This window comes from Photobacterium sp. 270122K (assembly GCF_059941365.1).
On record NZ_JBPOEN010000017.1, the window covers coordinates 20,193 to 45,561 of the forward strand.

25 protein-coding genes are annotated in these 25,369 nt (G+C 52.3%); 7 read left to right on the top strand and 18 right to left on the bottom strand.

From position 1 onward, the window contains the following. Positions 1-128 precede the first annotated feature (128 nt). Both ACSF8W_RS22595 and ACSF8W_RS22600 read left to right on the top strand, forming a co-directional pair. Positions 129-1,118: a serine/threonine protein kinase gene (locus ACSF8W_RS22595; RefSeq protein WP_500849348.1), complete on the top strand. Its 990-nt coding sequence runs from the start codon at positions 129-131 to the stop codon at positions 1,116-1,118. A gap of 69 nt (positions 1,119-1,187) precedes the next feature. Beyond that, on the top strand, positions 1,188-1,790 hold the full coding sequence (locus tag ACSF8W_RS22600) for a DsbA family protein (RefSeq protein ID WP_500849349.1): 603 nt from the start codon (positions 1,188-1,190) through the stop codon (positions 1,788-1,790). Between the two features lie 124 nt (positions 1,791-1,914). On the opposite strand, the gene ACSF8W_RS22605 is transcribed toward ACSF8W_RS22600, so the two are convergent. Further along, positions 1,915-3,441, bottom strand: coding sequence for a YifB family Mg chelatase-like AAA ATPase (locus ACSF8W_RS22605; RefSeq protein ID WP_500849350.1), 1,527 nt, complete (start codon positions 3,439-3,441; stop codon positions 1,915-1,917). A gap of 374 nt (positions 3,442-3,815) precedes the next feature. On the opposite strand from ACSF8W_RS22605, the gene ilvG reads away from it, so the two are divergent. From ilvG to ilvA, 5 genes are all read left to right on the top strand, one after another. Next, positions 3,816-5,462 carry an acetolactate synthase 2 catalytic subunit gene (ilvG, locus tag ACSF8W_RS22610; RefSeq protein ID WP_500849351.1) on the top strand — a complete coding sequence of 549 codons (1,647 nt, stop codon included), beginning with the start codon at positions 3,816-3,818 and terminating at the stop codon, positions 5,460-5,462. Beyond that, positions 5,462-5,725 carry an acetolactate synthase 2 small subunit gene (gene ilvM / locus ACSF8W_RS22615; protein WP_428478157.1) on the top strand — a complete coding sequence of 88 codons (264 nt, stop codon included), beginning with the start codon at positions 5,462-5,464 and terminating at the stop codon, positions 5,723-5,725. Before ilvG ends, ilvM begins: the two co-directional genes overlap by 1 nt. Before the next feature lie 2 nt (positions 5,726-5,727). After that, positions 5,728-6,663, top strand: coding sequence for a branched-chain-amino-acid transaminase (gene ilvE / locus ACSF8W_RS22620; protein WP_500849352.1), 936 nt, complete (start codon positions 5,728-5,730; stop codon positions 6,661-6,663). 66 nt (positions 6,664-6,729) lie between these two features. After that, positions 6,730-8,571: a dihydroxy-acid dehydratase gene (ilvD, locus tag ACSF8W_RS22625; RefSeq protein WP_500849353.1), complete on the top strand. Its 1,842-nt coding sequence runs from the start codon at positions 6,730-6,732 to the stop codon at positions 8,569-8,571. A 5-nt stretch (positions 8,572-8,576) separates the two neighbouring features. Continuing rightward, positions 8,577-10,145: a threonine ammonia-lyase, biosynthetic gene (ilvA, locus tag ACSF8W_RS22630; protein WP_500849395.1), complete on the top strand. Its 1,569-nt coding sequence runs from the start codon at positions 8,577-8,579 to the stop codon at positions 10,143-10,145. 114 nt (positions 10,146-10,259) lie between these two features. On the opposite strand, the gene ACSF8W_RS22635 is transcribed toward ilvA, so the two are convergent. From ACSF8W_RS22635 to rsmG, 17 genes are all read right to left on the bottom strand, one after another. Beyond that, positions 10,260-10,619, bottom strand: a complete 360-nt coding sequence (locus ACSF8W_RS22635; RefSeq protein ID WP_500849354.1) for a helix-turn-helix domain-containing protein — start codon at positions 10,617-10,619, stop codon at positions 10,260-10,262. A 212-nt stretch (positions 10,620-10,831) separates the two neighbouring features. Next, on the bottom strand, positions 10,832-11,209 hold the full coding sequence (locus ACSF8W_RS22640; protein WP_428478161.1) for a helix-turn-helix transcriptional regulator: 378 nt from the start codon (positions 11,207-11,209) through the stop codon (positions 10,832-10,834). A 294-nt stretch (positions 11,210-11,503) separates the two neighbouring features. Next, a complete protein-coding gene (glmS, locus tag ACSF8W_RS22645; RefSeq protein WP_500849355.1) occupies positions 11,504-13,339 on the bottom strand; it encodes a glutamine--fructose-6-phosphate transaminase (isomerizing) in 1,836 nt (611 codons plus the stop codon). A gap of 17 nt (positions 13,340-13,356) precedes the next feature. Further along, positions 13,357-14,124, bottom strand: coding sequence for a DeoR/GlpR family DNA-binding transcription regulator (locus tag ACSF8W_RS22650; protein ID WP_500849356.1), 768 nt, complete (start codon positions 14,122-14,124; stop codon positions 13,357-13,359). Positions 14,125-14,348: 224 nt separating this feature from the next. After that, complete coding sequence (gene glmU, locus ACSF8W_RS22655; protein WP_500849357.1) at positions 14,349-15,710, bottom strand: bifunctional UDP-N-acetylglucosamine diphosphorylase/glucosamine-1-phosphate N-acetyltransferase GlmU; 1,362 nt, start codon at positions 15,708-15,710, stop codon at positions 14,349-14,351. Positions 15,711-15,924: 214 nt separating this feature from the next. Continuing rightward, on the bottom strand, positions 15,925-16,347 hold the full coding sequence (locus tag ACSF8W_RS22660) for a F0F1 ATP synthase subunit epsilon (RefSeq protein WP_428478165.1): 423 nt from the start codon (positions 16,345-16,347) through the stop codon (positions 15,925-15,927). A 17-nt stretch (positions 16,348-16,364) separates the two neighbouring features. Further along, positions 16,365-17,771: a F0F1 ATP synthase subunit beta gene (atpD, locus tag ACSF8W_RS22665; RefSeq protein ID WP_500849358.1), complete on the bottom strand. Its 1,407-nt coding sequence runs from the start codon at positions 17,769-17,771 to the stop codon at positions 16,365-16,367. 33 nt (positions 17,772-17,804) lie between these two features. Continuing rightward, entirely contained in the window at positions 17,805-18,671 is an 867-nt protein-coding gene (gene atpG / locus ACSF8W_RS22670) for a F0F1 ATP synthase subunit gamma (RefSeq protein ID WP_500849359.1), read from the bottom strand. 44 nt (positions 18,672-18,715) lie between these two features. Next, positions 18,716-20,257, bottom strand: a complete 1,542-nt coding sequence (gene atpA, locus ACSF8W_RS22675) for a F0F1 ATP synthase subunit alpha (RefSeq protein WP_500849360.1) — start codon at positions 20,255-20,257, stop codon at positions 18,716-18,718. A gap of 16 nt (positions 20,258-20,273) precedes the next feature. Then, positions 20,274-20,807 (bottom strand): F0F1 ATP synthase subunit delta, encoded by a 534-nt coding sequence (atpH, locus tag ACSF8W_RS22680; protein WP_500849361.1) that lies wholly within the window; start codon positions 20,805-20,807, stop codon positions 20,274-20,276. A 16-nt stretch (positions 20,808-20,823) separates the two neighbouring features. Beyond that, entirely contained in the window at positions 20,824-21,294 is a 471-nt protein-coding gene (gene atpF / locus ACSF8W_RS22685; protein WP_428478170.1) for a F0F1 ATP synthase subunit B, read from the bottom strand. A gap of 46 nt (positions 21,295-21,340) precedes the next feature. Beyond that, entirely contained in the window at positions 21,341-21,598 is a 258-nt protein-coding gene (gene atpE / locus ACSF8W_RS22690; RefSeq protein WP_005372317.1) for a F0F1 ATP synthase subunit C, read from the bottom strand. A 67-nt stretch (positions 21,599-21,665) separates the two neighbouring features. After that, a complete protein-coding gene (atpB, locus tag ACSF8W_RS22695) occupies positions 21,666-22,454 on the bottom strand; it encodes a F0F1 ATP synthase subunit A (protein ID WP_500849362.1) in 789 nt (262 codons plus the stop codon). Between the two features lie 8 nt (positions 22,455-22,462). Next, positions 22,463-22,852: a F0F1 ATP synthase subunit I gene (locus ACSF8W_RS22700; protein ID WP_500849363.1), complete on the bottom strand. Its 390-nt coding sequence runs from the start codon at positions 22,850-22,852 to the stop codon at positions 22,463-22,465. A 178-nt stretch (positions 22,853-23,030) separates the two neighbouring features. After that, complete coding sequence (locus tag ACSF8W_RS22705; RefSeq protein WP_500849364.1) at positions 23,031-23,924, bottom strand: ParB/RepB/Spo0J family partition protein; 894 nt, start codon at positions 23,922-23,924, stop codon at positions 23,031-23,033. Between the two features lie 9 nt (positions 23,925-23,933). Continuing rightward, positions 23,934-24,728, bottom strand: coding sequence for a ParA family protein (locus ACSF8W_RS22710; RefSeq protein WP_428478174.1), 795 nt, complete (start codon positions 24,726-24,728; stop codon positions 23,934-23,936). Between the two features lie 16 nt (positions 24,729-24,744). Continuing rightward, on the bottom strand, positions 24,745-25,365 hold the full coding sequence (gene rsmG, locus ACSF8W_RS22715; RefSeq protein WP_500849365.1) for a 16S rRNA (guanine(527)-N(7))-methyltransferase RsmG: 621 nt from the start codon (positions 25,363-25,365) through the stop codon (positions 24,745-24,747). Positions 25,366-25,369 lie beyond the last annotated feature (4 nt).

Sequence of the window (25,369 nt, forward strand, 5' to 3'; positions counted from 1 at the left end):
AAGGCCGGTAACGGCCTTTCTTTATTATGATGGACGCCTTCCAACCACGGGCTTATCTTGCGGGCACTGCAGGTTTAGTACGGGTTGAGTGGTATACTTGAGTACTTTTACTTCGCGGACTTTGTCTTATGACCCAACAGAACGGTTTTAGCTTTGCCGATCTCGGCCCCGATCAGCTTTTAGATGCGCTTGACAGTACCGGCATTCGCGCCGAATCCGGCCTGTTAGCCCTGAACAGCTATGAAAACCGGGTGTATCAATTCACCGCCGAAGACGGCGCGCGTTACGTCACCAAGTTCTACCGTCCGCAGCGCTGGAGCGATGCGCAAATTGCCGAAGAGCACCAATTCACCCTTGCGCTGGCCGAGCAAGAGATCCCGGTTGCCGCACCGATTGTGCTTAATGGCCAGACGCTGCACCATTTTAATGGTCACCGTTTTGCCTTGTTCCCGAGTTTGGGCGGTCGTCAGTTTGAAGTGGATAATTTTGACCAACTGGAATGGGTCGGACGTTTTCTTGGCCGCATCCATCAAGTCGGCAAGCAGCAGGCCTTTGCGCACCGTCCGACAATGGGGCTGGATGAATACCTGCATCAACCGCGACAGGTACTGGAAAACACCACTCTGATCCCCGATCACCTCAAGCAGGCCTTCTTTTCCGATCTCGACCTGCTGATCCGTGAACTGACCCAATACTGGGACACCGACTGGACCAGCGTACGTCTGCACGGCGATTGCCATCCAGGTAATATTCTGTGGCGTGACGGGCCACTGTTTGTTGATTTAGACGATGCGCGTAATGGCCCCGCGGTACAAGATTTGTGGATGCTGCTCAATGGTGAACGTCATGATCAATTGGCCCAATTAGACACAATTTTGGACGCATATAACGAATTTTCAGATTTTGACCCGCGCCAATTGAAACTCATTGAGCCTTTGCGCGGTCTTAGAATGGTACATTACATGGCATGGCTGGCACGACGCTGGGAAGATCCCGCGTTCCCGCTCGCATTTCCTTGGTTTGCCGACGCCAAGTATTGGGAAGGGCAAGTGCTGGCCTTCAAAGAGCAACTGGCGGCATTGCATGAAGCCCCATTGCAACTGACGCCACAATGGTAATAACATTAATAATATCAATGGATAAGTAACGTCGTTATTTCAATCCTTTTTAAGGGAGTAATTCGCAACATGTTTAAAAAGTTTTTCATTCTGATCAGTGCGGTTCTGTTTTCCGTTTCCGTGCACGCCGCGTCCTTCAAAGAAGGGGATCACTATAAGGTGTTGGATCTGCCAAAATCCAGCAGTCCTATCGTGACGGAGTTCTACTCGTTCTACTGCCCGGCCTGTTACCGTTTTGAACCGATGATTCAGGAGCTGAAAAAAGCCCTGCCAGACAATGCAAAATTGCAGAAAAACCATGTCTCTTTCATGGGCGGCGACATGGGTAACTCCATGAGCAAAGCGTATGCAACATCCGTGGTATTGGGCGTAGAAAACAAGATCACACCGGTGTTGTTTAATCGCATTCACGACATGCAAAAGCCGCCACGTAACGATGCCGAACTGCGTCAGATCTTCATCGATGAAGGCGTAAAGGCTGAAGACTTTGACGGTGCGTTCAACAGCTTTGCGGTGAACTCCATGGTTAACCGTTACAACAAAGCATTCAAAGACAGTGGCCTGACCGGTGTACCGTCTGTTGTCGTGAACAACAAGTACGTGGTACAGACAGGTAAACTCCGCTCTGCCGATGAGTACTTTGCACTGGTTAACTTCTTGCTGACCAAATAATCTTCGCCCGACGCACAGCGTTCGTCAGCGATAAAAAAAGGGCCGTATGGCCCTTTTTTCTTGTCTTTTTTTAGCGATTAACGCCCCAAGCGTCACGCCTTCCCATGCTCCCTCGTGAGCACAGCTATGCCGTTTGTGCCGTTAACTGACGCAATAATCGGTCCATCGACCGATACCCGAGTGCCTCCGCTAAATGCCCCCGGGTGATCGCCTCACTGCCCGCCAAATCCGCAATGGTCCGTGCCACTTTGATGATGCGATGATACGCCCGGATCGATAACCCCAACTGATGCAGCGCGGTTTCCAAGAACTCCGCATCACTGCGCACTAAGGCACAGTGGCTATCCAACTCTCGGGTCGACAACAAGGCATTGACCTTGCCCGAGCGCGTTAACATCGTCTCACGGGCCGCGTGCACCCGCGCGCGGATCACCTCGCTGGGCTCACCGCGATCGCCCCCTTCCGCCAGCGTGCCGCGGGGCAGGGCGGGGATCTCAATTGACATATCAAAACGGTCTAATAGCGGGCCGGATAAACGGCTGAGATAACGCAAAATGGCCTGCGGATTGGTACGCGACTGGTTCCCTTCGTAATACCCGGTCGGGCTGGGGTTGAGTGCCCCGATCAACTGAAAGCGGGCAGGGAAGGTGGTTTTACTGGTGGCGCGAGAGATCACAATCTCGCCCGATTCCAACGGTTCGCGCAACGAATCCAGCACTTTGCGCTCAAATTCCGGCATTTCGTCCAAAAACAGAATGCCATTATGAGACAGTGAGATCTCCCCCGGCCGAGGCACCGATCCGCCGCCGACCAGTGCCGCCATTGAACTGGAATGGTGCGGCGTACGAAACGGACGTTGACGCCAATTGCCTTCATGGATCCATTGCGGCGTGAGGGAGGTTACCGCCGCGGTTTGCAGCGCTTCCTCAATGCTCATGTCCGGCAATAAATCACGCAGGCGAGAAGCCAGCATGGTTTTCCCTGTACCGGGCGGCCCTAAAAACAGCAAATTATGGCCACCCGCAGCGGCAATTTCTAACGCCCGCTTGCCTTGTTGCTGGCCGATAATGTCCTGCATATCCCGCTCATTGCCAGTTTTTACGGCTACGGCCGGGGGTGACTGCGTCAGCCCCAAGGCGGTTTGGCCGTGCAGATGAGCACACACCGCCAACAAAGACGGCGCGGATTTATGCAAGGTTTTTCCCACCAGCGCCACTTGATCCCCGTTACTGTCGGGCACCACCAGACAACGCCCCGCCTGTTTGGCAGCCAACGCCGCGGGCAATGCACCTTTCACCGGCCGCAATTCGCCCGATAGCGCCAATTCCCCTAAAAATTCATAATCGCGTACCGCCTTCAGCGGGATTTGCTCTGAAGCCGCCAAAATCCCCAAGGCGATCGGCAAATCAAACCGGCCACCTTCCTTGGGCAGATCGGCAGGCGCCAAATTCACCGTGATCCGCCGAGACGGAAATTCAAATCCCGCATTGACGATGGCACTGCGTACCCGATCTTTCGCTTCTTTGACACTCGTTTCCGGTAACCCCACCAGCGCCAATGCCGGCATACCGTTACTGATATGGACCTCGACCGTCACGGCTGGCGCTTCCACCCCAACACACGCACGGCTGTGAACTATAGCCAGGTTCATGCTTCACCATCCTGATAACACTTTCATCAAATAAGTTAATGAATTACTTAAAATAAGTTTCACTAATAGACTATTTATGCAGATAAGATGGTAAATAATTTATACTTTTTGCTTGTCATGTGAGCAATCTCTGTGTTACCACTTAGTAAACACAACGTATAAACACAAAAACCGGACAGACAGTCAATGCGATTTACCGTTCACGCCCTCATTCTCATTCTCAACGTCATCGTGGTGATTATTCAGCCGCGAGGGGGGCGAGCAGGCGGAAAATCGTAACGAAAAGAACGAACGCAAACCAGCCCCCGCAGCCACATGGCTCGGGGGCTTTTTTTTGAATAGCACGTCGCAACGAAGGCACAGGGAGAGCAGCGATGACGGGAGCAGAGTTAGTCGTAAAAGCGCTGCATCAGCAGGGAATTAAAACCATTTTTGGCTATCCGGGCGGGGCGATCATGCCGATCTATGACGCCTTGTACGATGGCGGGGTGGAGCACATTTTATGTCGCCATGAACAAGGGGCCGCGATGGCCGCCATTGGCATGGCGCGCGCCACGCAAGACGTTGCCGTGTGTATGGCCACCTCCGGCCCCGGCGCCACCAACCTCGTCACCGGTTTAGCGGATGCCTTTTTGGACTCCGTGCCCCTTGTGGCAATCACCGGCCAAGTGGCCAGTTCACACATCGGTACCGATGCCTTTCAGGAAATGGATGTGATTGGCATGTCCTTGGCCTGTACCAAACACAGCTACTTAGTCACCGACATTGCCGAACTGGCCCCCACCTTAGCGGAAGCCTTTGAAGTGGCCAAATGCGGCCGGCCGGGCCCCGTGATTGTCGATATCGCCAAAGATGTGCAGCTGGCGCAAGCGCCCGTTGCGCTGTTACCGCCAATCACGCCACCGCCTATCCCGACCGTGACCCCCGACCAACTGCATGATGCCCAAACCTTGTTGTCTGCCAGTCAACGTCCGGTGCTGTATGTGGGGGGCGGTGTCCAATTGGCGAAAGCCACCCACACCGTACGCCAGTTTCTCGACCTTAACCCGATGCCCTCTGTCAGTACCTTAAAAGGCTTGGGCTCTGTGGCGCGCCATGATCCGCACTACCTGGGCATGCTCGGTATGCACGGCACCAAAGCGGCCAATTTAATCGTACAAGAGTGTGATTTGCTGATCGTGGTCGGCGCTCGCTTTGATGATCGGGTGACCGGCAAACTCGACACGTTCGCCCCGCACGCCAAAGTGATCCATATAGACATCGATGCCGCGGAATTTAACAAACTGCGTCATGCACACGCCCCGTTGCGAGGGGACATCAACGTGGTCTTGCCTCAGCTGGAACTGAGCCAAGATATCAGTGACTGGGTGCGCTACAGCGAGCAACTGCGCCAGCAGTTCAAATGGCGCTACGATCACCCGGGTGAGCTGATCTACGCCCCGTTACTCATGAAGCAACTGTCTGACATCATGCCTGACAGCACCATGATCTCGACCGATGTCGGCCAGCACCAAATGTGGGCCGCCCAACATATTCAGCCGCGTGAGCCACAAAATTACATCACCTCTGCCGGCCTTGGCACCATGGGCTTTGGCTTACCTGCCGCGATGGGCGCCAAAGTGGCACGGCCGGACGATGAGTCGGTACTGATCTCCGGTGATGGCTCGTTCATGATGAATGTGCAAGAACTGGCGACGCTCAAGCGTCGCCAAATACCGGTCAAAATGGTGCTGATCAACAACCAGCGTCTGGGCATGGTCCGCCAATGGCAGTCTTTGTTTTTTGACGGTCGCCACAGTGAAACCATCCTTGATGACAACCCCGATTTTGTCACCTTGGCGAAGGCCTTTGATATTCCCGGTCACACCATCACCCGCAAGGAAGAAGTGCTACCCGCCCTGCAAACCCTGCTAGCCAGCAAGACCGCGTACTTGCTCCATGTGCTGATCGACGAAGAAGAGAATGTGTGGCCATTGGTACCACCGGGCGCCGCCAACCAAGACATGCTGGAGAACACCTAATGGATAGATATTTACTCGACATCAAGGCCGATGATAAACCAGTATTACTAGAGCGGATCTTACGCGTGATCCGCCACCGCGGTTTTGTGATCAAGCAAGTGAATGCCACCCAAAACCACGAAAGCAAAATCGCCAGTATCGAAATACTTGTCGACAGTGACCGTCCTATCACCACGCTGATCAACCAAATCGAAAAGCTTTGGGATATCCGCACCGTCGAAACCACGCTCGTTGAGCACCAATCGTTTTTAAGGAAAGAATAACAATGGCAAATACAGCGGATTATATTTGGTTTAACGGTGAAATGGTGCCTTGGGCAGATGCCAACGTCCACGTGCTGACTCATGCAATGCATTACGGCACGTCCGTGTTTGAAGGGATTCGCTGCTACAACACCCCGAACGGCCCGGCCGTTTTCCGCCATAAAGAACACATGGTCAGGCTGAAAAATTCCGCCAAAATTTACCGTTTCCCGATCCCTTACAGTGTCGATACCCTGATGGAAGTGTGCCGAGAAACCTTGCGCGCGAACAAACTGGAATCGGCCTATATCCGCCCGCTCGCGTATGTCGGCAATGTGGGGCTGGGTGTGTGCCCGCCCGTCGGAACCGAAATGGAACTGATTATGGCCGCCTTCCCGTGGGGCTCTTACCTTGGGGAAGAAGCACTGGAAAATGGCGTGGATGCGATGATTTCAAGCTGGCACCGTGCGGCGCCGAACACCATTCCTACCGCGGCTAAAGCGGGCGGTAACTACCTGTCTTCCTTGTTGGTCGGTGGCGAAGCCCGCCGTCACGGTTATGCCGAAGGGATCGCCCTGAGTGTGGATGGCTACCTGTCTGAAGGCGCAGGGGAAAATCTGTTTGTGATCAGCAATGGCGTCCTCTTTACCCCACCGACCACCAGCGCGATTCTGCCGGGGATCACCCGCGACACCATCATGACGCTGGCCAAAGCGCGCGGTTATGAAGTACGCGAAGAAAACATTGCCCGTGAAGCCCTTTACCTTGCCGATGAAGTCTTCATGACCGGGACGGCCGCCGAAATTGTGCCAGTACGCAGCGTGGATCAAATCACCGTCGGGGAAGGCAAGCGCGGGCCCGTGACCAAAGTGCTGCAAGAAGCGTACTTTGGCCTGTTCAACGGCACCACCGAAGACAAGTGGGGCTGGTTGGATTACGTTTACCCTGCCGATAAGTAATGAATACTCGGCTGCCCGCTGTCATCGCCACAGCGGGCAGTGCCATACAGCAAAAGGATTGTCGTTATGCCTAAGTACCGTTCCGCCACCACCACCCACGGCCGCAACATGGCCGGTGCCCGCGCCCTGTGGCGTGCCACCGGGGTCAAAGATGAAGATTTTGGTAAGCCGATCATCGCCGTCGTGAACTCCTTCACCCAATTTGTTCCCGGCCACGTGCACCTCAAAGATCTCGGCCAACTGGTGGCGAGAGAAATCGAAGAAGCGGGCGGTATTGCTAAAGAATTCAACACCATTGCTGTCGATGATGGGATCGCAATGGGCCATGGTGGGATGTTGTATTCCCTGCCGTCCCGCGAGCTGATCGCCGACTCCGTCGAGTACATGGTCAATGCCCACTGTGCCGATGCCATGGTGTGTATCTCCAACTGTGACAAAATCACCCCGGGCATGCTGATGGCCTCACTGCGCCTCAATATTCCGGTGATTTTTGTCTCTGGTGGCCCGATGGAAGCCGGCAAAACCAAACTGTCGGATCAGATCCTCAAGCTGGATCTGGTGGATGCGATGATCCAAGGGGCTGATCCCACGGTATCCGATGAACAAAGTGAGCAGATCGAACGATCCGCCTGCCCGACCTGTGGATCATGCTCGGGCATGTTCACCGCCAACTCCATGAATTGCCTGACCGAAGCCCTTGGTCTCAGCCAGCCGGGTAACGGCTCCATGCTGGCGACCCACGCCGACCGTGAGCAACTGTTCATCAAAGCCGGCCAACGTATTGTCGAGCTCACCAAACGTTACTACCTTAATGATGACAGCAATGCCTTGCCACGTAATATCGCCAACAAAAAAGCGTTCGAGAATGCGATGGCACTGGATATTGCGATGGGCGGATCCACCAATACGGTGCTGCATTTATTGGCGGCGGCACAGGAAGGGGAGATCGACTTTACGATGGACGATATCGATCGTATGTCTCGCCGTGTTCCCCACCTGTGTAAAGTCGCCCCATCAACGCCGAAATACCACATGGAAGATGTCCACCGAGCGGGCGGCGTCTATGGCATTTTAGGGGAATTGGATCGTGCCGGCCTGTTCCACAGCGAGTGCTATAACATTCTTGGACAGACCTTCGCCCAAACCCTGCCGATGTACGACATTGCTGTGACGGACACCCCTGAAATCATCGATTTCTTCCGCGCCGGCCCGGCCGGTATTCGTACCACGAAAGCCTTTTCACAAAACTGCCGTTGGGACACAGTCGATAATGACCGTGAAAACGGCTGTATCCGTACCCAAGCCCACGCCTTTAGTCAAGACGGCGGCTTGGCCGTACTGTCCGGCAACATGGCGCTTAACGGCTGTATCGTCAAAACCGCTGGCGTCGACGACAGTTGCCTGACCTTTACTGGGCCGGCCGTGGTGTTTGAAAGCCAAGATACTGCCGTTGAAGGCATTTTATCCGGTCACGTGAAAGCCGGGGATGTCGTGGTGATCCGCTATGAAGGACCTAAAGGCGGCCCGGGCATGCAAGAGATGCTGTACCCGACCACGTACCTCAAGTCGATGGGACTGGGCAAAGACTGCGCCCTGATCACCGATGGACGTTTCTCCGGTGGCACCAGTGGCCTGTCGATTGGCCATGTTTCTCCGGAAGCGGCCAGCGGTGGCACCATTGGCTTGATTGAAAACGGCGACACCATTGCGATTGATATTCCGAACCGCACCATTGATCTGCAGGTCGATGACGCCACATTGGCCACACGCCGCGAGCAGGCAGACCAACGCGGCTGGAAACCGGTCGATCGCCAGCGTGAGGTCTCACTCGCCTTGCGCGCCTACGCCCTGTTAGCCACCAGTGCCGACAAAGGGGCTGTGCGCGATAAGTCGAAGTTGGAAGGATAGCGATGATGAATAACGCCCCGCAATGCGAGACACGCGAAAACACGGCGACCGCCCCCAGCGGGGCCGATTACTTGCGCGAGATCTTACGCGCGCCGGTTTATGAAATTGCGCAAGTCACCCCCCTGCAACCGATGAAACGTCTGACGGCTCGCTTGGGCAACCAGATCCACCTGAAGCGTGAAGATCGCCAACCCGTGCATTCTTTTAAGCTGCGCGGCGCCTACAACATGATGGCCCAACTGACTGATGCACAACGTCAGGCCGGTGTGATTGCCGCTTCTGCGGGCAATCACGCGCAGGGATTGGCGCTGTCAGGGCAACAACTGGGGGTACAAGCGACCATTGTGATGCCACGCACTACGCCCGACATTAAAGTCGATGCGGTGCGCAGTTTTGGCGGCAAAGTGGTACTCCATGGCAGTAACTTTGACGAAGCCAAAGGCCATGCCGAGCAACTGGCGGATGAACATGGCTACACCTTCATTCCGCCGTTCGATCACCCGGCGGTGATCGCCGGTCAGGGCACGATTGGAGTCGAATTGGTGCAGCAAAATGGCCATCTCGATTACATTTTTGTCCCAGTCGGGGGCGGCGGCTTGGCCGCCGGCATCGCGGTGCTGATCAAGCAACTGATGCCCAACATCAAGGTGATTGGGGTCGAAGCGGAAGATTCAGCCTGTCTACGGGCGGCGCTGGATGCGGGTCAGCCGGTGATGCTGGATCAAGTCGGCATGTTTGCCGACGGGGTCGCGGTCAAACGCATCGGCAGTGAGACGTTCCGTGTCTGTCAGCAGTATTTGGATGATGCCATCACGGTCAGCAGCGATGAAATTTGCTCGGCGGTAAAAGATATTTTTGAAGATACCCGTGCCATTGCAGAGCCCTCAGGGGCGCTGTCACTGGCTGGGCTGAAAAAGTATGCCGACACCCATCAGGTACAGAACAAGCAAATGGCGGCGATTTTGTCCGGCGCAAACCTCAACTTCCACGGGCTGCGCTATGTGTCGGAACGTTGTGAGTTGGGGGAAAAACGCGAAGGATTACTGGCGGTCACGATCCCAGAACAACCGGGAGCCTTTCTTCATTTCTGCCACCTGCTCGGGGGGCGTGCGGTGACGGAGTTTAACTACCGTTACAGCGATGCGCAGCTGGCGAATGTGTTTGTCGGGGTACGCTTGCTACAAGGGCAAGACGAGCTCGACAGTATCATTCAAGATCTGCGTAAAGGTGGCTATCCGGTCGTGGATCTGTCTGATGATGAGATGGCGAAAGTGCATGTGCGCTATATGATCGGCGGACGACCGTCCAAGCCACTCAAAGAGCGTCTGTACAGTTTTGAATTTCCAGAATATCCCGGGGCGCTGATCAAGTTCCTCAATACGTTGGGCACGCATTGGAACATCAGCCTGTTTAACTACCGCAATCACGGGGCTGACTATGGTCGGGTCTTGTGTGGTTTCGAGTTGGAAGAGGCGGATCTGTTGTCGTTCACCAGCCACTTACGTGAACTGGGCTATCAATGGAAAGATGAAACCAATAATCCGGCTTATCGCTTTTTCTTAGCGCAGGGTTAGTTTCTCGACCTTGATATCGCCAAGCTTTAGAGCATGGCTTTGTCACCATCACGTAACAGCCCCTAGCACGTCACCTCATAAGATGGCATGTTAGGGGCTGTTTTTTTGCCCGTCTTATTGTGCGGTGACATACCGAATACAGGCTTGTAATTGCAGTATATGGCTTTCCACCAGCGGCTGACGTAGCGTCGCGGGCAGCTGCGCATACAACGGAGGCAATGCGTGTAAATCCCCTTCCCATTCCCCTTGTGGGGGCGGTGTCACCGGCTCACCCACAAACCACGCCAGTGGCCGCTGGGTCAGTATCGCAATACTGAGCAAGGTTGTGACACGCGGTTCCGTTTTACCGGACTCCAAATCCAAATACGTTTGCCGGGCAATACCCAGCTGTTTGGCCATCGCCACTTGCGAGATCCCTGTCGCTTCCCGTGCCGCTTTGATCCGCTTTGCAATTTGCGGTTTGATGGTGTCCATTTTGTACCCCTTGAACACGATGCTGACGCATCCCACACCGACATGCTGGTGTGTTGACGCCATACGGCTATACATAGTCAGGAAATTATCCCTTACCGTTATATGTAAAGACGACGCACAAACCGTCAAAACGTGATCGCTCGTCACCAATGCACAGATAGGGAGACAGCCGCACTCGATGAGTGCCAGCATTAACGGGCACAATTGGTGATTTATTTATCACGTTGTGTCAGCGCACGGGTATATTCAGCCATAAAACCGGCGAGATTTATGCTCTGTTGCAAAATCACATTACGTGCAGAATGGGGCAGGCGACTGAAATACTGCAACAACCGGTCAATCTCTTCTTTGTATTCACTCTCTAAGATCTCAATCCCTTCATCCCCGTAGACAAACCAAGTTAAGGGACGCTCCGTGATTTCTGCGATCTCAGACAGTACCCGGACTTTCGGCTCTGTTTTCCCGGTTTCCAAGTCCAAATACGTCTGCCTAGCCACTTTCAACTGCTGCGCCATATGGACTTGGGTAAGGCCTTTCCACTCACGCGCTTCCTTGATACGTGCCGCTATCTTCGCTTTCGGATCTGTCATGTCACTCCTCCTGCTATCGCATAATGAATAATGCCTAACTTTCATTACTAGGATGCACAACATAAGCCAACTTGCAGAGAACAACAAAAAGCCATAAAAACAACAACATAAAATAAAGTAAAAGGGGCGTGTTGTAATATGAGTCGCATTTTCGTTACCCGTCAGCCCGCGATTACCAATTCGCAACACTCACACAAAAGGGCAGGCATCCTTGCCTAGAGAATAGACGCCCGTTATCCACGAGGCATAAAAAAAGCACCCCGAAAGGTGCTTCTGATTCGACGCTCGCGAGGATCACTCCACGGTGACGGCTTTCGCCAGGTTACGTGGCTGATCCACATCGGTCCCTTTGATCAGCGCCACATGGTAGGCCAGCAACTGCATCGGGACGGTATAGAAAATCGGGGCGATCACATCATCCACGCGCGGCATGGTGATGATCTTCATCCCTTCGCACGCTTCAAAACCCGCTTCACTGTCCGCAAAGACATACAGCAAGCCGCCACGTGCTCGCACTTCTTCAATGTTGGATTTCAGTTTTTCCAACAGATCATTGGTCGGGGCCACCACGATCACCGGCATATCCGCATCAATCAGGGCTAAAGGCCCGTGTTTCAATTCACCTGCGGCATACGCTTCGGCGTGAATGTAAGAGATCTCTTTCAGCTTCAAGGACGCTTCTACCGCAATCGGGTAAAACTCACCACGGCCAAGGAACAGGGCATGTTGCTTATCGGCAAAGTCTTCCGCAAGCTGTTCAATCGGCTTATCAAACGCCAGCGCTTTTTCAATGTGCGTTGGGAGGGCATGCAGCGCATCCACAATCTGCTGCTCTTTGATGCGATCAATGGTGCCTTTTTCCTTGCCCAGCGCCGTGACAAACATCAGTAACGCCACCAGCTGGGTGGTAAAGGCTTTGGTGGAAGCCACACCAATTTCGGTACCCGCACGGGTCATGAAGGCCAAATCCGATTCACGCACCAAAGATGAGCCCGCAACGTTACACACCGTCATCGCTGACATGTAGCCTTTCTCTTTCGCCAAACGCAATGCGGCGAGGGTATCCGCGGTTTCCCCCGACTGCGACAAGGTGATCAGTAAGCTGTTCGGACGGGTCACAAACGGACGGTAACGGAACTCCGACGCAATTTCGACATCACAGCTGACACCGGCCATGGCTTCAAACCAATAACGGGCGACCATACCGGCGTTATATGACGTACCACACGCCACAATTTGTACGTGCTCCACATTCTCAAGAATATCTTTCGCGCCACTGCCGATGCTTTCCACCACCACCGAGCCGTTGCTGATACGGCCTTCCATGGTGTTGATCAACGCGCTTGGCTGCTCATAGATCTCTTTTTGCATGTAGTGACGGTACAGGCCTTTGTCAGCCGCATCCTGCTGCAGGTTCGATTCATGCACCTCACGCTGTACCGGCTCACCGTGGGTATCAAACACATTCACCGTACGGCGGGTAATTTCCGCCACGTCCCCTTCTTCGAGGAACATAAAGCGGCGGGTGACATTCAATAGCGCCAGCTGATCCGAGGCCAAAAAGTTTTCACCGACACCTAAACCAATCACCAACGGGCTACCAGAACGCGCCACGACCACGCGCTCCGGATCACGGCGATCCATCACCACCGTGCCATACGCGCCTTCCAGTTGGGTCACGGTTTTCTGTACCGCTTCCAGTAAGGTCGCAGACGTGCGCAATTCCCATTCCACTAAGTGAGCAATCACTTCGGTATCCGTCTGAGAAAGGAACTCATAGCCACGGGCAACCAAGCTATCACGCAACGCCTCATGATTCTCAATGATACCGTTGTGCACCAAGGCGATGTGATCCCCCGACATGTGAGGATGGGCATTGGCTTCTGACGGCTCACCGTGTGTCGCCCAACGGGTATGGGCAATGCCCGTTCCCCCCACCAGTGGGGCTTGCTCAACCGCTTCTGCAAGCGCCTGTACTTTGCCTAAACGGCGCACACGCTGTAGGTCGCCTTGCGGATCCACCACAGCCACACCGGCGGAATCATAGCCGCGGTATTCCAAACGGCGTAAGCCTTCAATTAAGATCTCTGCTACATCACGTTGCGCTACCGCGCCCACAATCCCACACATCGTTGTTCACTCCTAAATTATGCGTCTGCCGCGCAAATCACTTGCACGCCATGTTGTTCAATTTGTTGTTTCGCAACCATGTCCAACCCATCATCGGTGATCAGGGTACTGATACTCGCCCACGGCAATTCCAAATTCGGGATCTTACGCCCGACCTTGGTGGACTCCACCATCACCACGACTTCACGGGCCACCTCTGCCATCACACGGCTTAAACCCACCAACTCATTAAAAGTTGTAGTCCCTCGATCGGTATCTATGCCATCGGCACCGATGAAAAGTTGATCGAAGTCATACGAACGCAGCACCGATTCCGCCACTTGACCTTGAAAAGCCTCGGAATGGGGATCCCACGTACCGCCCGTCATCAATAACGTCGGTTCGTTTTCCAGTTCATTAAGCGCATTGGCGACATTGAGCGAATTGGTCATGACCACCAACCCGTGTTTATCCCCTAATAAGCTCAGCAAACTGGCCGTGGTACTGCCACTGTCAATGATGATGCGATTGTGGTCTCGGATCCGTGCTGCCGCCGCTTTGGCGATGGCTAACTTACGAACCGAAATATACTCTTCCACTTCATTGACCATTTCCGTCGGGATCGCCACCGCACCGCCATAGCGACGCAGTAATAAGCCATTTTTTTCCAAGGCAGCCAAATCCTTACGAATTGTAACCTCGGAGGTAGCAAAGTGCTTTGCCAGTGAGTCGACACTCACCTCGCCCTGCTCATTGACCATCACAAGGATAGAATGGCGGCGTTGTTGGGTATTTCTCTTGGACATGTAATTACGAACTGATAGCTATAAGTTTCGATATGAAAGATAGGATAGCAGAGCAAAACTTTTAAGATCAAGCCCACTCAATTAATTTTTTAGACGAAAGAAGGGGTTAGGGCAAAGGAGAGGAAATAAGAAGGAGAGGGATAAACTCGGAACTCGGAAAATGATTCGCCAGAAACAACAAAGGCAAGGGGAGCCCTTGCCTTCTTTCATCGTCACGGTGAGGATTACTTTTGTTTCACCGGACGCTTCCAGCCTTTAATCGTGCGGGCTGGTGCGCGAGTGATCACTAACTCGCCCTCACCGATATTACGGTTAATGGTCGCACCGGCACCGATCGTTGCACCGTTGGCCACTTTAACCGGGGCGATCAATTGGGTGTCAGAGCCGACAAACACGTCATCGCCGATTTCGGTCTTGAATTTGTTCGCGCCATCGTAGTTGCAGGTAATGGTACCGGCACCTATGTTCACGCGCTCACCGATTTCCGCATCGCCCAGATACGTCAGGTGGTTGGCTTTTGAGCCTTTACCCAGACGCGCTTGTTTGATTTCCACGAAGTTACCCACGTGGGCATCAGCGACCAATTCTGCGCCAGGGCGTAAACGGCTAAATGGCCCCACCGTACAATCTTCACCCACGGTAGCGCCTTCAATGATGCTGTAAGGGCGGACAATCGTGTTGTCGTCGATTTCACAGTCCTTCAGGACACAACCAGCACCGATCATCACGTTGTTCCCCAACGACACGCTGCCTTCGATGATCACGTTCACGTCGATTTCGACGTCGGTACCGCACTGCAGCTCACCGCGCAGATCAAAACGGGCCGGATCACGCAACATCACGCCTTGCTCAAGCAAACGCTCAGCCTGCATCGCTTGGAACGCACGCTCTAGCTTCGCCAGTTGAATACGGTTGTTGACGCCTTCCACTTCAATGGCACGCACAGGGTGTACCGCTTCTACCGCACGACCTTCGTTGTGGGCAATTTCAATGATATCCGTCAGGTAGTATTCACCCTGCGAATTGTCATTTTTCAGCGCCGACAACCAACGTTTCAGATCGCCACCGTTGGCCACCATCACGCCGGTATTGATTTCTTTGATCAGCTTCTGCTCTTCACTGGCATCTTTCTGCTCAACAATCGCCACAACCGGGCCATTGCGACGCACAATACGGCCATAGCCCGTCGGATCATCCAATACCACGGTCAGCAAGGCAATGCCACCGCTCGGCTGAGCATCCAGTAGGTTTTCCAGTGTTTCCGCACTGATCAACGGCACATCGCCGTACAGGATCAAGACTTTTTCGTCGTCGGCAAGCGCAGGGCAAGCTTGATTGACCGCATGGCCAGTACCTAACTGTTCGGCTTGCAGCACCCACTGTACCGGCTCATCGGCCAATACGGCTTGCATTTGGTCGCCACCATGCCCATAGACCAGGTGTACGTTATTCGCCCCGAGACCCATGCACGTGTCGATCACGTGTTTGGCCATCGGTTTACCTGCTAAGGTATGCAGTACCTTTGGCAGATTGGAGTACATGCGGGTTCCCTTACCCGCCGCCAAGATCACAGCACTGAAGCTCATAATCACCTATTCCTCTTGGTGCATATTTAAAGTCATCACTTACCGCATTGTATCGACTTGCAGTAACTGGGTTAAGGAAAAACATTGTTTTTTTACTTAGCCTGACATCATTATGCCACTCTCGCATACTAGCGGCTACCGCCTTCCCTTTGCCGGCATCGCGCAGAGATAAAAAAAGCGACCCGAGGGTCGCTTTTTTACATCGTCTGCCGAATTAGCGGGCTTTCTTAGTCAGCTCAATAACACGAAGCTGAGCAATGGCCTTCGCCAGATCACTGGCTGCCTGGGCAAAGTCGATATCACCGTGCTGATTGTGGATTCGCTCCTCAGCCTGGCGTTTTGCTTCTTCCGCTTTCGCCGCATCCAAGTCTTGGCCACGGATCGCCGTATCCGCCAGTACGGTAACCGCACTTGGCTGTACTTCCAGCATGCCGCCCGACAGGTAAATTACCTCTTCGTCGCCATTCTGCTTGGTGATACGTACCATACCTGGGGTGATAGCGGTCAGCAGCGGGGTGTGTCCTGCGTGAATACCCAGTTCACCTTCGCTACCGGTCACCTGAATGTTTTCAGCACGGCCAGAGAACAAACGTTGCTCTGCGCTGACGACGTCCAGATGGAAGGTTATCGCTGCCATGTCGCCTCCTACTTAGCTTAAAGCTTCTTCGCTTTTTCCAATACGTCTTCAATCGCGCCGCAGTACATGAATGCCTGCTCTGGGATATCATCGTATTCGCCAGCAAGAATGCCTTTGAAACTACGCAATGTCTCTTTAAGAGATACGTAGATGCCTGGGTCACCGGTGAAGACTTCAGCAACGTGGTAAGGCTGAGTCAAGAAACGCTCAATCTTACGTGCACGGGATACCGCTTGCTTATCAGCTTCTGATAGCTCGTCCATACCCAAAATTGCAATGATGTCTTTTAGCTCTTTGTAACGCTGCAGCAAGCTCTGAACGCCACGCGCGATGTCGTAGTGTTCCTGACCAACCACCAATGGGTCTAGCATACGTGATGTAGAATCCAATGGGTCGATCGCTGGGTATAGACCCAGAGACGCGATCTGACGAGACAGTACAACGGTCGCATCCAAGTGAGCAAACGTGGTTGCTGGTGATGGATCCGTCAAGTCATCGGCAGGGACGTATACCGCCTGTACAGACGTGATAGAGCCTGACTTGGTTGACGTGATACGTTCCTGAAGGACACCCATCTCTTCTGCCAGCGTTGGCTGGTAACCTACCGCTGATGGCATACGGCCAAGCAGTGCAGATACTTCTGTCCCTGCTAGGGTATAACGGTAGATGTTATCGATGAACAACAGTACGTCACGGCCTTCATCACGGAAACGCTCAGCCATGGTCAGACCCGTCAGAGCAACACGTAGACGGTTACCTGGTGGCTCGTTCATCTGGCCGTAAACCATTGCTACTTTTGATAGCTCAGGATTTTCAACGTTTACAACGCCGGCTTCCTGCATTTCAAAGTAGAAGTCGTTACCTTCACGTGTACGCTCACCTACACCAGCAAATACCGACAGGCCTGAGTGTTGTAGGGCGATGTTGTTGATCAGTTCCATCATGTTGACGGTTTTACCTACACCGGCACCACCGAACAGACCGATTTTACCACCCTTCGCGAATGGACAAATCAAGTCGATAACTTTCACGCCAGTTTCTAGCAGTTCAGTTACATTTGACTGATCTTCGTAGCTTGGTGCTTCACGGTGAATCGCGTAACGCTCTTTCTCACCGATCTCACCACACTCATCAATTGGCTGACCCAGAACGTTCATGATACGTCCTAGTGTTGCAGTACCAACTGGAACTTCAATTGGGCGGCCTGTATTTTCAACAGACAAACCACGACGCAAGCCATCAGAAGTACCCATTGCGATACCACGTACAACGCCGCCACCTAGCTGCTGCTGCACTTCAAGAACCAGTGTACCGTTCTCTTTTGCATCAACATGAAGGGCATCGTATACCTGTGGTACAGAGTCCTGTGGAAACTCGACGTCGACTACCGCACCGATGATCTGTACGATCTTACCTGTAGCCATCGTTTAATCCTCTAAACTTATTAATTCTTTGCCTTAAACAGCAGCTGCACCGGAAACGATTTCTGACAACTCTTGTGTAATCGCCGCCTGACGGGCTTTGTTGTACACCAGTTGTAGGTCGTTAATTAAATCTCCGGCGTTATCTGTTGCTGCTTTCATCGCAACCATTCGAGCCGCTTGCTCACTGGCAAGGTTCTCAACCACGCCCTGATAAACCTGTGATTCCACATAGCGGACCAACAGGGTATCGAGTAGGGGCTTTGGCTCGGGCTCATAAATGTAGTCCCAAGAGTGGTTACGCTGCATGTCTTCGTCTTCCGACTTAGGCAAAGGCAGCAATTGATCAATCACGGGTTCCTGCACCATGGTGTTTACAAACTGGTTGTAAACCAAATACAGGCGATCCAATTGGCCTTCATCATATTTCTTCAGCATCACGCCAACCGTACCAATCAGTTCATCCACTGAAGGCTTGTCACCCAGGCCAGAGACCTGTGCAACCACGTTGCCGCCATAGCTGTTAAAGAATGCCGTCGCCTTTGCGCCAATCAGCGCTAAATCAACGTCGGCACCTTGATCTGACCAGCCTTGAATGTCGTGGATAGCTTGTTTGAACAAGTTAATGTTCAAGCCACCACACAGGCCGCGGTCAGTCGAAACAATGATGTAACCCACGCGCTTGGCTTCACGCTCCTCAAGATAAGGGTGCTTATACTCGAGGCTACCAAGGGCGATATGACCGATCACTTTGCGCATAGTTTGTGCGTATGGACGAGATGATTCCATTGCATCTTGCGTTTTACGCATTTTCGATGCGGCAACCATTTCCATCGCTTTTGTGATCTTCTGTGTGTTTTTCACACTACCGATCTTGTTACGTATCTCTTTTGCGCTGGCCATCGTTACTCTCCGTTAGTGGGTGATCGCAAGCGATCACCAACCAATTACCAAGTCTGGGTCGCTTTGAAATCTTCAACCAGTTTCACGAACTGAGCTTCGATTTCATCATTCCACGCACCCGTTTCATCAACCTGAGACACAAGCTCAGCGAATTGACCTTTGGCGTATGAAAGCAACGCAGATTCGAAGTCAGCAAGCTTAGTCAGCTCAACATCGTTCAAATAGCCTTTTTCAGCAGCAAAAATCACTACCGCCTGTTCGAAGACAGACATCGGTGCATACTGCTTTTGCTTCATCAATTCAGTCACTTTCTGACCGTGATCAAGCTGCTTCTTCGTCGCATCATCGAGGTCAGACGAGAACTGAGCAAACGCCGCCAGTTCACGGTACTGTGCCAGTGCGGTACGGATACCACCAGACAGCTTCTTGATGATTTTTGACTGTGCCGCACCACCTACACGCGATACAGAGATACCTGGGTCAACCGCAGGGCGGATACCGGCATTGAAAAGCTCTGTCTGTAGGAAGATCTGGCCATCAGTGATGGAGATAACGTTGGTCGGTACGAACGCAGAAACGTCACCGGCTTGCGTTTCAATGATCGGCAATGCCGTCAATGAACCTGTACGACCTTTTACTTCACCGTTAGTGAACTGCTCTACATAGTGTTCGTTAACACGTGCTGCACGCTCTAGAAGACGAGAGTGGAGGTAGAAAACGTCACCAGGGAATGCTTCACGGCCCGGTGGGCGCTTCAGCAACAGTGAAATTTGACGGTAAGCCACAGCCTGCTTAGACAGATCATCATAAACGATCAATGCGTCTTCGCCGCGGTCACGGAAGTACTCACCCATTGCACAACCTGCATACGGTGCAAGGTACTGCAGTGCTGCTGCTTCAGAAGCAGAAGCCACAACCACAATGGTGTTTTCCAACGCGCCATGCTCTTCCAGCTTACGTACAACGTTCGCAATGGTTGAGGCTTTCTGGCCGATAGCAACATACACAGAGTAAATACCAGAGTTCTTCTGGTTGATGATGGCATCGATAGCCATCGCCGTTTTACCTGTCTGACGGTCACCGATCACCAACTCACGCTGGCCACGGCCGATAGGGATCATCGAGTCAACGGCTTTGTAGCCGGTCTGTACTGGCTGATCAACCGATTTACGGTCGATAACGCCCGGTGCAATCACTTCAACAGGAGAGAATGTCTCTGTTTCGATTGGACCTTTACCATCGATTGGCTCGCCCAGGGTATTCACGACACGACCAAGCAGGGCTTTACCTACTGGCACTTCAAGAATACGACCGGTACCGGTTACTTTCATGCCTTCCTGAAGGTTGGCATAAGGGCCCATTACAACCGCACCCACCGAGTCACGCTCAAGGTTCAGTGCCAGTGCGTAACGGCCGCCTGGTAATTCAATCATTTCACCTTGCATTACGTCTGCAAGGCCATGGATACGAAGGATACCGTCACTCACAGAGATGATCGTACCTTCGTTACGCGCTTCACTTACAACGTTGAAATTTTCAATACGCTGTTTGATCAGTGCGCTAATTTCCGTGGAATTAAGTTGCATGCTCCAATTCCCCAAATCAAGACTGCAAAGCATCGCTCAGGCGGTCTAACTTGCCGCGTACTGAGTTATCGATGACCAAGTCTCCGGCTCTAATTACAACCCCAGCAATCAGGGTCTCGTCTACACTGCAATTCAGCTTCACTTTACGCTCAAGACGCTGTTCCAGCTTCTTGCTGATGGCTTCAAGTTGGCTATCGTCCAAGGTAATCGCAGAGATCACATCAGCCTCGATAGTCTTCTCCTGCTCGCTTTTCAGCAGCAGAAACTCGTCACACACAGCAGGAAGCGCTTTAAGACGTCCATTTTCCGCCATCACCTTTAGCAGGTTCTGGCCGAATTCGTTGAGTTGCTCACCACACACTGACACGAAAATTTCCGTCAGTTTGTCAGCAGCATAACCGCTATCAAGGATGTCCTTGATAGTCTCGTTTTTTGCTACTTCGGCAGCAAAGGTGAGCATTTCAGCCCATTGGGCCAGCTCACCTTTCTCAACCGCGAAATCAAAGGCTGCTTTAGCGTAGGGGCGTGCGATGGTAGTCATATCCGACATGTGCTTGCCCCTTTAATTACAGTTCTGCAGTGACTTTGTTAAGAAGATCAGCGTGCGCATCTTTATCGATAGTACGCTCAATGATTTTCTCAGCACCAATCACAGCCAGAGTTGCAACTTGTTTTCTTAGCTCATCACGAGCACGGTTACGTTCAGCTTCGATCTCAGCAAGACCTTGAGCCAGAATTTTATCGCGCTCAGCAAGGGCTTCCGCCTTCGCTTCATCAATGATCTGAGACTTGCGCTTATTGGCTTGCTCGACGATCTCAGTTGCAGTACGTTTTGCTTCTTTCAGTTGATCAGAAGCATTTGACTGCGCCAGGTTCAGGTCTTTGGCAGCGCGATCAGCAGCTGCCAAACCGTCAGCAATTTTTTTCTGACGTTCTTCGATCGCTTCCATGATAGGTGGCCACACATATTTCATGCAGAAGACCACAAACATAAAGAAGGCGATTGCCTGACCCAGCAAGGTTGCATTCATATTCACAACGCATCTCCTTAAAAAGGGTTGCTAGGATCCGTTCGTTCGTTGATTAACCAGCTAGCTGGCCAACGAATGGGTTTGCGAATGTGAATAGTAGAGCGATTACGATACCGATCATTGGAACCGCATCAAGTAGACCCGCAATGATGAACATCTTAACTTGAAGCATTGGTGCCATTTCAGGTTGACGTGCAGCACCTTCAAGGAACTTACCACCAAGAAGGGCGAAACCAATCGCAGTACCCAGTGAAGCAAGACCTACAATGATGCCCACGGCAATTGCAGAAAAGCTTAGTAAAGTTTCCATCACTATCTCCAGTTTATAGTTGTCGGCTAAAGTGCCAGTAAAAAATTGAATAATTTACAAATAATCGTTAATGATTGTCTTCATGCGCCTGAGACAGGTACACAATAGTCAACATCATAAACACGAACGCTTGAATTGTAATGACCAGGATGTGGAAAATTGCCCACGGTAACGACCCCAGCCACTGAGCCCACCACGGCATCAATGCCGCAATCAGGATAAACACCACCTCACCGGCGAACATGTTACCGAACAGACGCATGCCCAGTGAAATTGGTTTAGCCAGTAGCGAAACAATTTCAAGAAGCAGGTTGAACGGGATCATGACAGGGTGATTGAACGGGTGAAGAGCCAGTTCTTTCGCAAAGCCACCTAACCCTTTCACTTTGATGCTGTAGTAGATCATCAATGCGAAAACGCCCAGTGCCATTGCCATGGTGATGTTGACATCAGCCGTTGGTACCACCTTAAGATAAGGAATACCCAGCCAATGCTCTGCAGGATAAGGAAGAAAATCAATTGGCACCAAGTCCATGATGTTCATCAGCAAAATCCAACAGAAAATGGTCAGAGCCAGAGGAGCTATCAGCGGGTTGCGGCCATGGAAAGTATCTTTGACGTTAGAGTCAACGAACTCAACCAAAATCTCCACAAAACACTGTAGTTTCCCAGGAACTCCTGATGTCGCTGATTTCGCAGCCTTGCGGAACACCCAAAGAAAGAGTAAACCGGTAAGGGCTGAGAAAAACAGGCTATCAATATGAACCGTCCAGAAGCCACCATCACCCACTGCCAAATTGGTCAGGTGGTGAGTAATGTAGCCCGACGGCGTTAGCGCTTCACCTGGCGCAGCCATAACTCATCCTATTTGTTGTTGTTAATGAATAAAACCGGCCCAAAGATGTTGATTCCGAGAGCCAGCAAATAGGTCAGTTTGAGGGGAACAAGTTCCACCTCGACATACAGGTAAACAACGGCAAAGAGAATGACCGTGATGAGGATTTTCAGCACTTCGCCACCAAAGAAGGACGCCATGATCAAACGGGCCTTGCGGGCACCGCTGAACAAAAACGCACAGCTGGCAAAGACGGCGTTAGCGATCACAAAGATCCCACCACCGATTAATGCAGAGATTCCCCAGTCAACACTGACAGCAAATACTGCCAAGATTGCCGTTGCTAACACGACGCCAGATTGTAGCAACAGTAACCGTTTCGCCAATTGGCGTCCCGGCTTAACCAGCGCCGATACCATGTATTCGTTCCTCGAGTCCTTTCCTCTGCACATACAGCGTGCTGGGAAAACTGCGAAAATTATACGGCTCATTAGATTGAATGCAATCTAATCGCAGCAAAAAAAAGTGTTAGATTTTACAACACAATAACTTGATCACGGCATTGTAAATTTTGCAACAATTTATGCACGTTTTGTGTCACATTTCGTCGCCGAACATTGCAAGAAGTTGCTTAAGCTTGTCAGCTTCATCAAAGCGAATAACGATTTTTCCTTTACCGCTTTTCTGCTGATCGATCGCCACTTGGGCGCCAAATCGCTCACTTAGGCGATTTTCTACCGCTTCTAACGCCGGATCCATGGCCGCTTTTTTCGGGGCAATGGTCGGATTTTGCAACTGCTTGACCAAGCGTTCGGTTTCACGCACCGTTAACATGCGCGCTACAACCTGCTGCGCAATATCCAGCTGTTGGTCGGCGGTTAAGGGCAGCAAAGCACGGGCATGGCCCATCTCTAACTGCTTACGCTCGACCATCTGCTTTACCGCATCGGTTAACTGGTTCAAACGCAATAAGTTAGACACGGCTGCGCGTGATTTACCGACGGCTTCGGCGATTTGCTGGTGCGTCAGGGAAAACTCCTGCTGCAAACGTGCCAATGCCTGCGCTTCCTCAATGGCATTGAGATCTTCGCGCTGAATATTTTCAATCAACGCAATCGCAATCGTCGCTCGGTCATCGACCGCCTTGATGATACAAGGCACAGCCTGAAGCCCCGCTTGACGGGCCGCGCGCCAACGGCGTTCACCGGCGATGATCTCAAACTGCTGCGGCGCGATTTCACGCACCACAATCGGTTGGATCACCCCTTGCGCACGGATAGAGTCGGCCAACTCGGCTAACGCCTCAGGCGACATATCACGGCGCGGCTGGTACTGACCCGCCACCAATTGTGTGGTCGCTAACGTCTGTAATTGGCCGTCTGCCGACAGGGTTTGTGCCTGTTCCGCTTTCTGTTGACGCTGTAGGGCCACCGAGCTGGTTGCCAGTAACGCATCAAGGCCCTTTCCAAGGCCTCGTTTATTCATGTTCATGGTTGACCCTTATGCATCGACCGTGTCGGCACTGCGCGCGATTTCATCGCGTCGAATGATCTCCCCAGCCAATGCCAGGTAGGCTTTTGCACCACTGGAATATTTGTCGTAGTACATGGCAGGGCGACCGTGGCTTGGCGCTTCAGCCAAACGCACGTTGCGTGGGATCACGGTTCGATAGACTTTGTCGCCAAAATGCTTTTTCAGCTGTTGCGACACCTCATTGGCGAGACGGTTACGCGGATCATACATCGTACGTAACAAGCCTTCGATTTTGAGGTTGCTATTGACGACAGCCGTCAGTTTACTGATGGTATCCATCAATGCCGTTAAGCCCTCAAGGGCAAAATACTCGCATTGCATCGGTACCAAGACCGAATCTGCGGCAGTCATAGCATTGATTGTAAGAAGGTTTAAGGCGGGAGGACAATCAATAAAGATGAAATCATAGTTACCACGAACACCCTCTAAAGTGGTACGTAAACGGACCTCTCGGGCGAACACTTCCATCAATTTGATTTCCGCTGCGGTGACGTCACCATTGGCAGCTATCAGGTGATAGCCGCCCGTGGTTTCTTTGATCACAACATCATTGAAAGGGGTTTCTTCGACAAGAAGCTCATACGCGGTCGCATCGACCTGGTATTTGTCCACACCGCTCGCCATGGTGGCGTTGCCTTGGGGATCCAAATCAATCACCAACACCTTGCGTTGCGTCGCAGCTAATGAAGCTGCCAAGTTGACACACGTTGTGGTTTTACCCACGCCTCCCTTCTGGTTGGCTACCGCTATGACTCTTCCCACAAAAAAACCTCATCCATTAACCCTTTGCAGCCAAGATTACTAGATGACGCTCGCCTTCTAACTCGGGAACTTGCAAAGATTTGACCTCTGTCACAGAACACCATGTCGGTAATTCTGCCACTTCCTGTTGATTGAACTGTCCTTTCAGTGCCAAGAAGCACCCTTGCTCCGTTGGCAGATGCTGACACCATGACACCATATCGTTCAGTGAGGCAAAGGCACGGCTCAATACCATGTCAAAGCCTACCTCCGGCTGGAACGCTTCCACACGGCTCTGTACCGGGGTTACGTTGGTGATTTTCAGCTCATGGAGCACCTGACGAATGAAGCGGATACGCTTACCCAAGCTATCGAGCAGGGTGAAGTCTTTGTCCGGATTCATGATCGCCAGTGGGATCCCAGGCAAGCCTGGGCCCGTACCGACATCGATAAAGCGCTCACCCTGTAAGTGAGGGCTTACCACAATGCTATCCATGATATGTTTCACTAACATCTCATACGGATCGCGGACTGAGGTCAGATTATACGCTTTATTCCACTTATCCAGCATGGCGACATAGCCAACCAGCTGATCAATCTGCTGTTCTGTGACCGTCAGGTCAGTTTGCGCGATCAATTGCGCTAAACGTTGTTTCACGATG

What these genes read in the sequence shown, in the direction of transcription:
- ACSF8W_RS22595 (WP_500849348.1), top strand. Translation starts at nt 129, where the DNA reads ATGACCCAACAGAACGGTTTTAGCTTTGCCGATCTCGGCCCCGATCAG.
- ACSF8W_RS22600 (WP_500849349.1), top strand. Translation starts at nt 1,188, where the DNA reads ATGTTTAAAAAGTTTTTCATTCTGATCAGTGCGGTTCTGTTTTCCGTT.
- ACSF8W_RS22605 (WP_500849350.1), bottom strand. Translation starts at nt 3,441, where the DNA reads ATGAACCTGGCTATAGTTCACAGCCGTGCGTGTGTTGGGGTGGAAGCG.
- ilvG (WP_500849351.1), top strand. Translation starts at nt 3,816, where the DNA reads ATGACGGGAGCAGAGTTAGTCGTAAAAGCGCTGCATCAGCAGGGAATT.
- ilvM (WP_428478157.1), top strand. Translation starts at nt 5,462, where the DNA reads ATGGATAGATATTTACTCGACATCAAGGCCGATGATAAACCAGTATTA.
- ilvE (WP_500849352.1), top strand. Translation starts at nt 5,728, where the DNA reads ATGGCAAATACAGCGGATTATATTTGGTTTAACGGTGAAATGGTGCCT.
- ilvD (WP_500849353.1), top strand. Translation starts at nt 6,730, where the DNA reads ATGCCTAAGTACCGTTCCGCCACCACCACCCACGGCCGCAACATGGCC.
- ilvA (WP_500849395.1), top strand. Translation starts at nt 8,577, where the DNA reads ATGAATAACGCCCCGCAATGCGAGACACGCGAAAACACGGCGACCGCC.
- ACSF8W_RS22635 (WP_500849354.1), bottom strand. Translation starts at nt 10,619, where the DNA reads ATGGACACCATCAAACCGCAAATTGCAAAGCGGATCAAAGCGGCACGG.
- ACSF8W_RS22640 (WP_428478161.1), bottom strand. Translation starts at nt 11,209, where the DNA reads ATGACAGATCCGAAAGCGAAGATAGCGGCACGTATCAAGGAAGCGCGT.
- glmS (WP_500849355.1), bottom strand. Translation starts at nt 13,339, where the DNA reads ATGTGTGGGATTGTGGGCGCGGTAGCGCAACGTGATGTAGCAGAGATC.
- ACSF8W_RS22650 (WP_500849356.1), bottom strand. Translation starts at nt 14,124, where the DNA reads ATGTCCAAGAGAAATACCCAACAACGCCGCCATTCTATCCTTGTGATG.
- glmU (WP_500849357.1), bottom strand. Translation starts at nt 15,710, where the DNA reads ATGAGCTTCAGTGCTGTGATCTTGGCGGCGGGTAAGGGAACCCGCATG.
- ACSF8W_RS22660 (WP_428478165.1), bottom strand. Translation starts at nt 16,347, where the DNA reads ATGGCAGCGATAACCTTCCATCTGGACGTCGTCAGCGCAGAGCAACGT.
- atpD (WP_500849358.1), bottom strand. Translation starts at nt 17,771, where the DNA reads ATGGCTACAGGTAAGATCGTACAGATCATCGGTGCGGTAGTCGACGTC.
- atpG (WP_500849359.1), bottom strand. Translation starts at nt 18,671, where the DNA reads ATGGCCAGCGCAAAAGAGATACGTAACAAGATCGGTAGTGTGAAAAAC.
- atpA (WP_500849360.1), bottom strand. Translation starts at nt 20,257, where the DNA reads ATGCAACTTAATTCCACGGAAATTAGCGCACTGATCAAACAGCGTATT.
- atpH (WP_500849361.1), bottom strand. Translation starts at nt 20,807, where the DNA reads ATGTCGGATATGACTACCATCGCACGCCCCTACGCTAAAGCAGCCTTT.
- atpE (WP_005372317.1), bottom strand. Translation starts at nt 21,598, where the DNA reads ATGGAAACTTTACTAAGCTTTTCTGCAATTGCCGTGGGCATCATTGTA.
- atpB (WP_500849362.1), bottom strand. Translation starts at nt 22,454, where the DNA reads ATGGCTGCGCCAGGTGAAGCGCTAACGCCGTCGGGCTACATTACTCAC.
- ACSF8W_RS22700 (WP_500849363.1), bottom strand. Translation starts at nt 22,852, where the DNA reads ATGGTATCGGCGCTGGTTAAGCCGGGACGCCAATTGGCGAAACGGTTA.
- ACSF8W_RS22705 (WP_500849364.1), bottom strand. Translation starts at nt 23,924, where the DNA reads ATGAACATGAATAAACGAGGCCTTGGAAAGGGCCTTGATGCGTTACTG.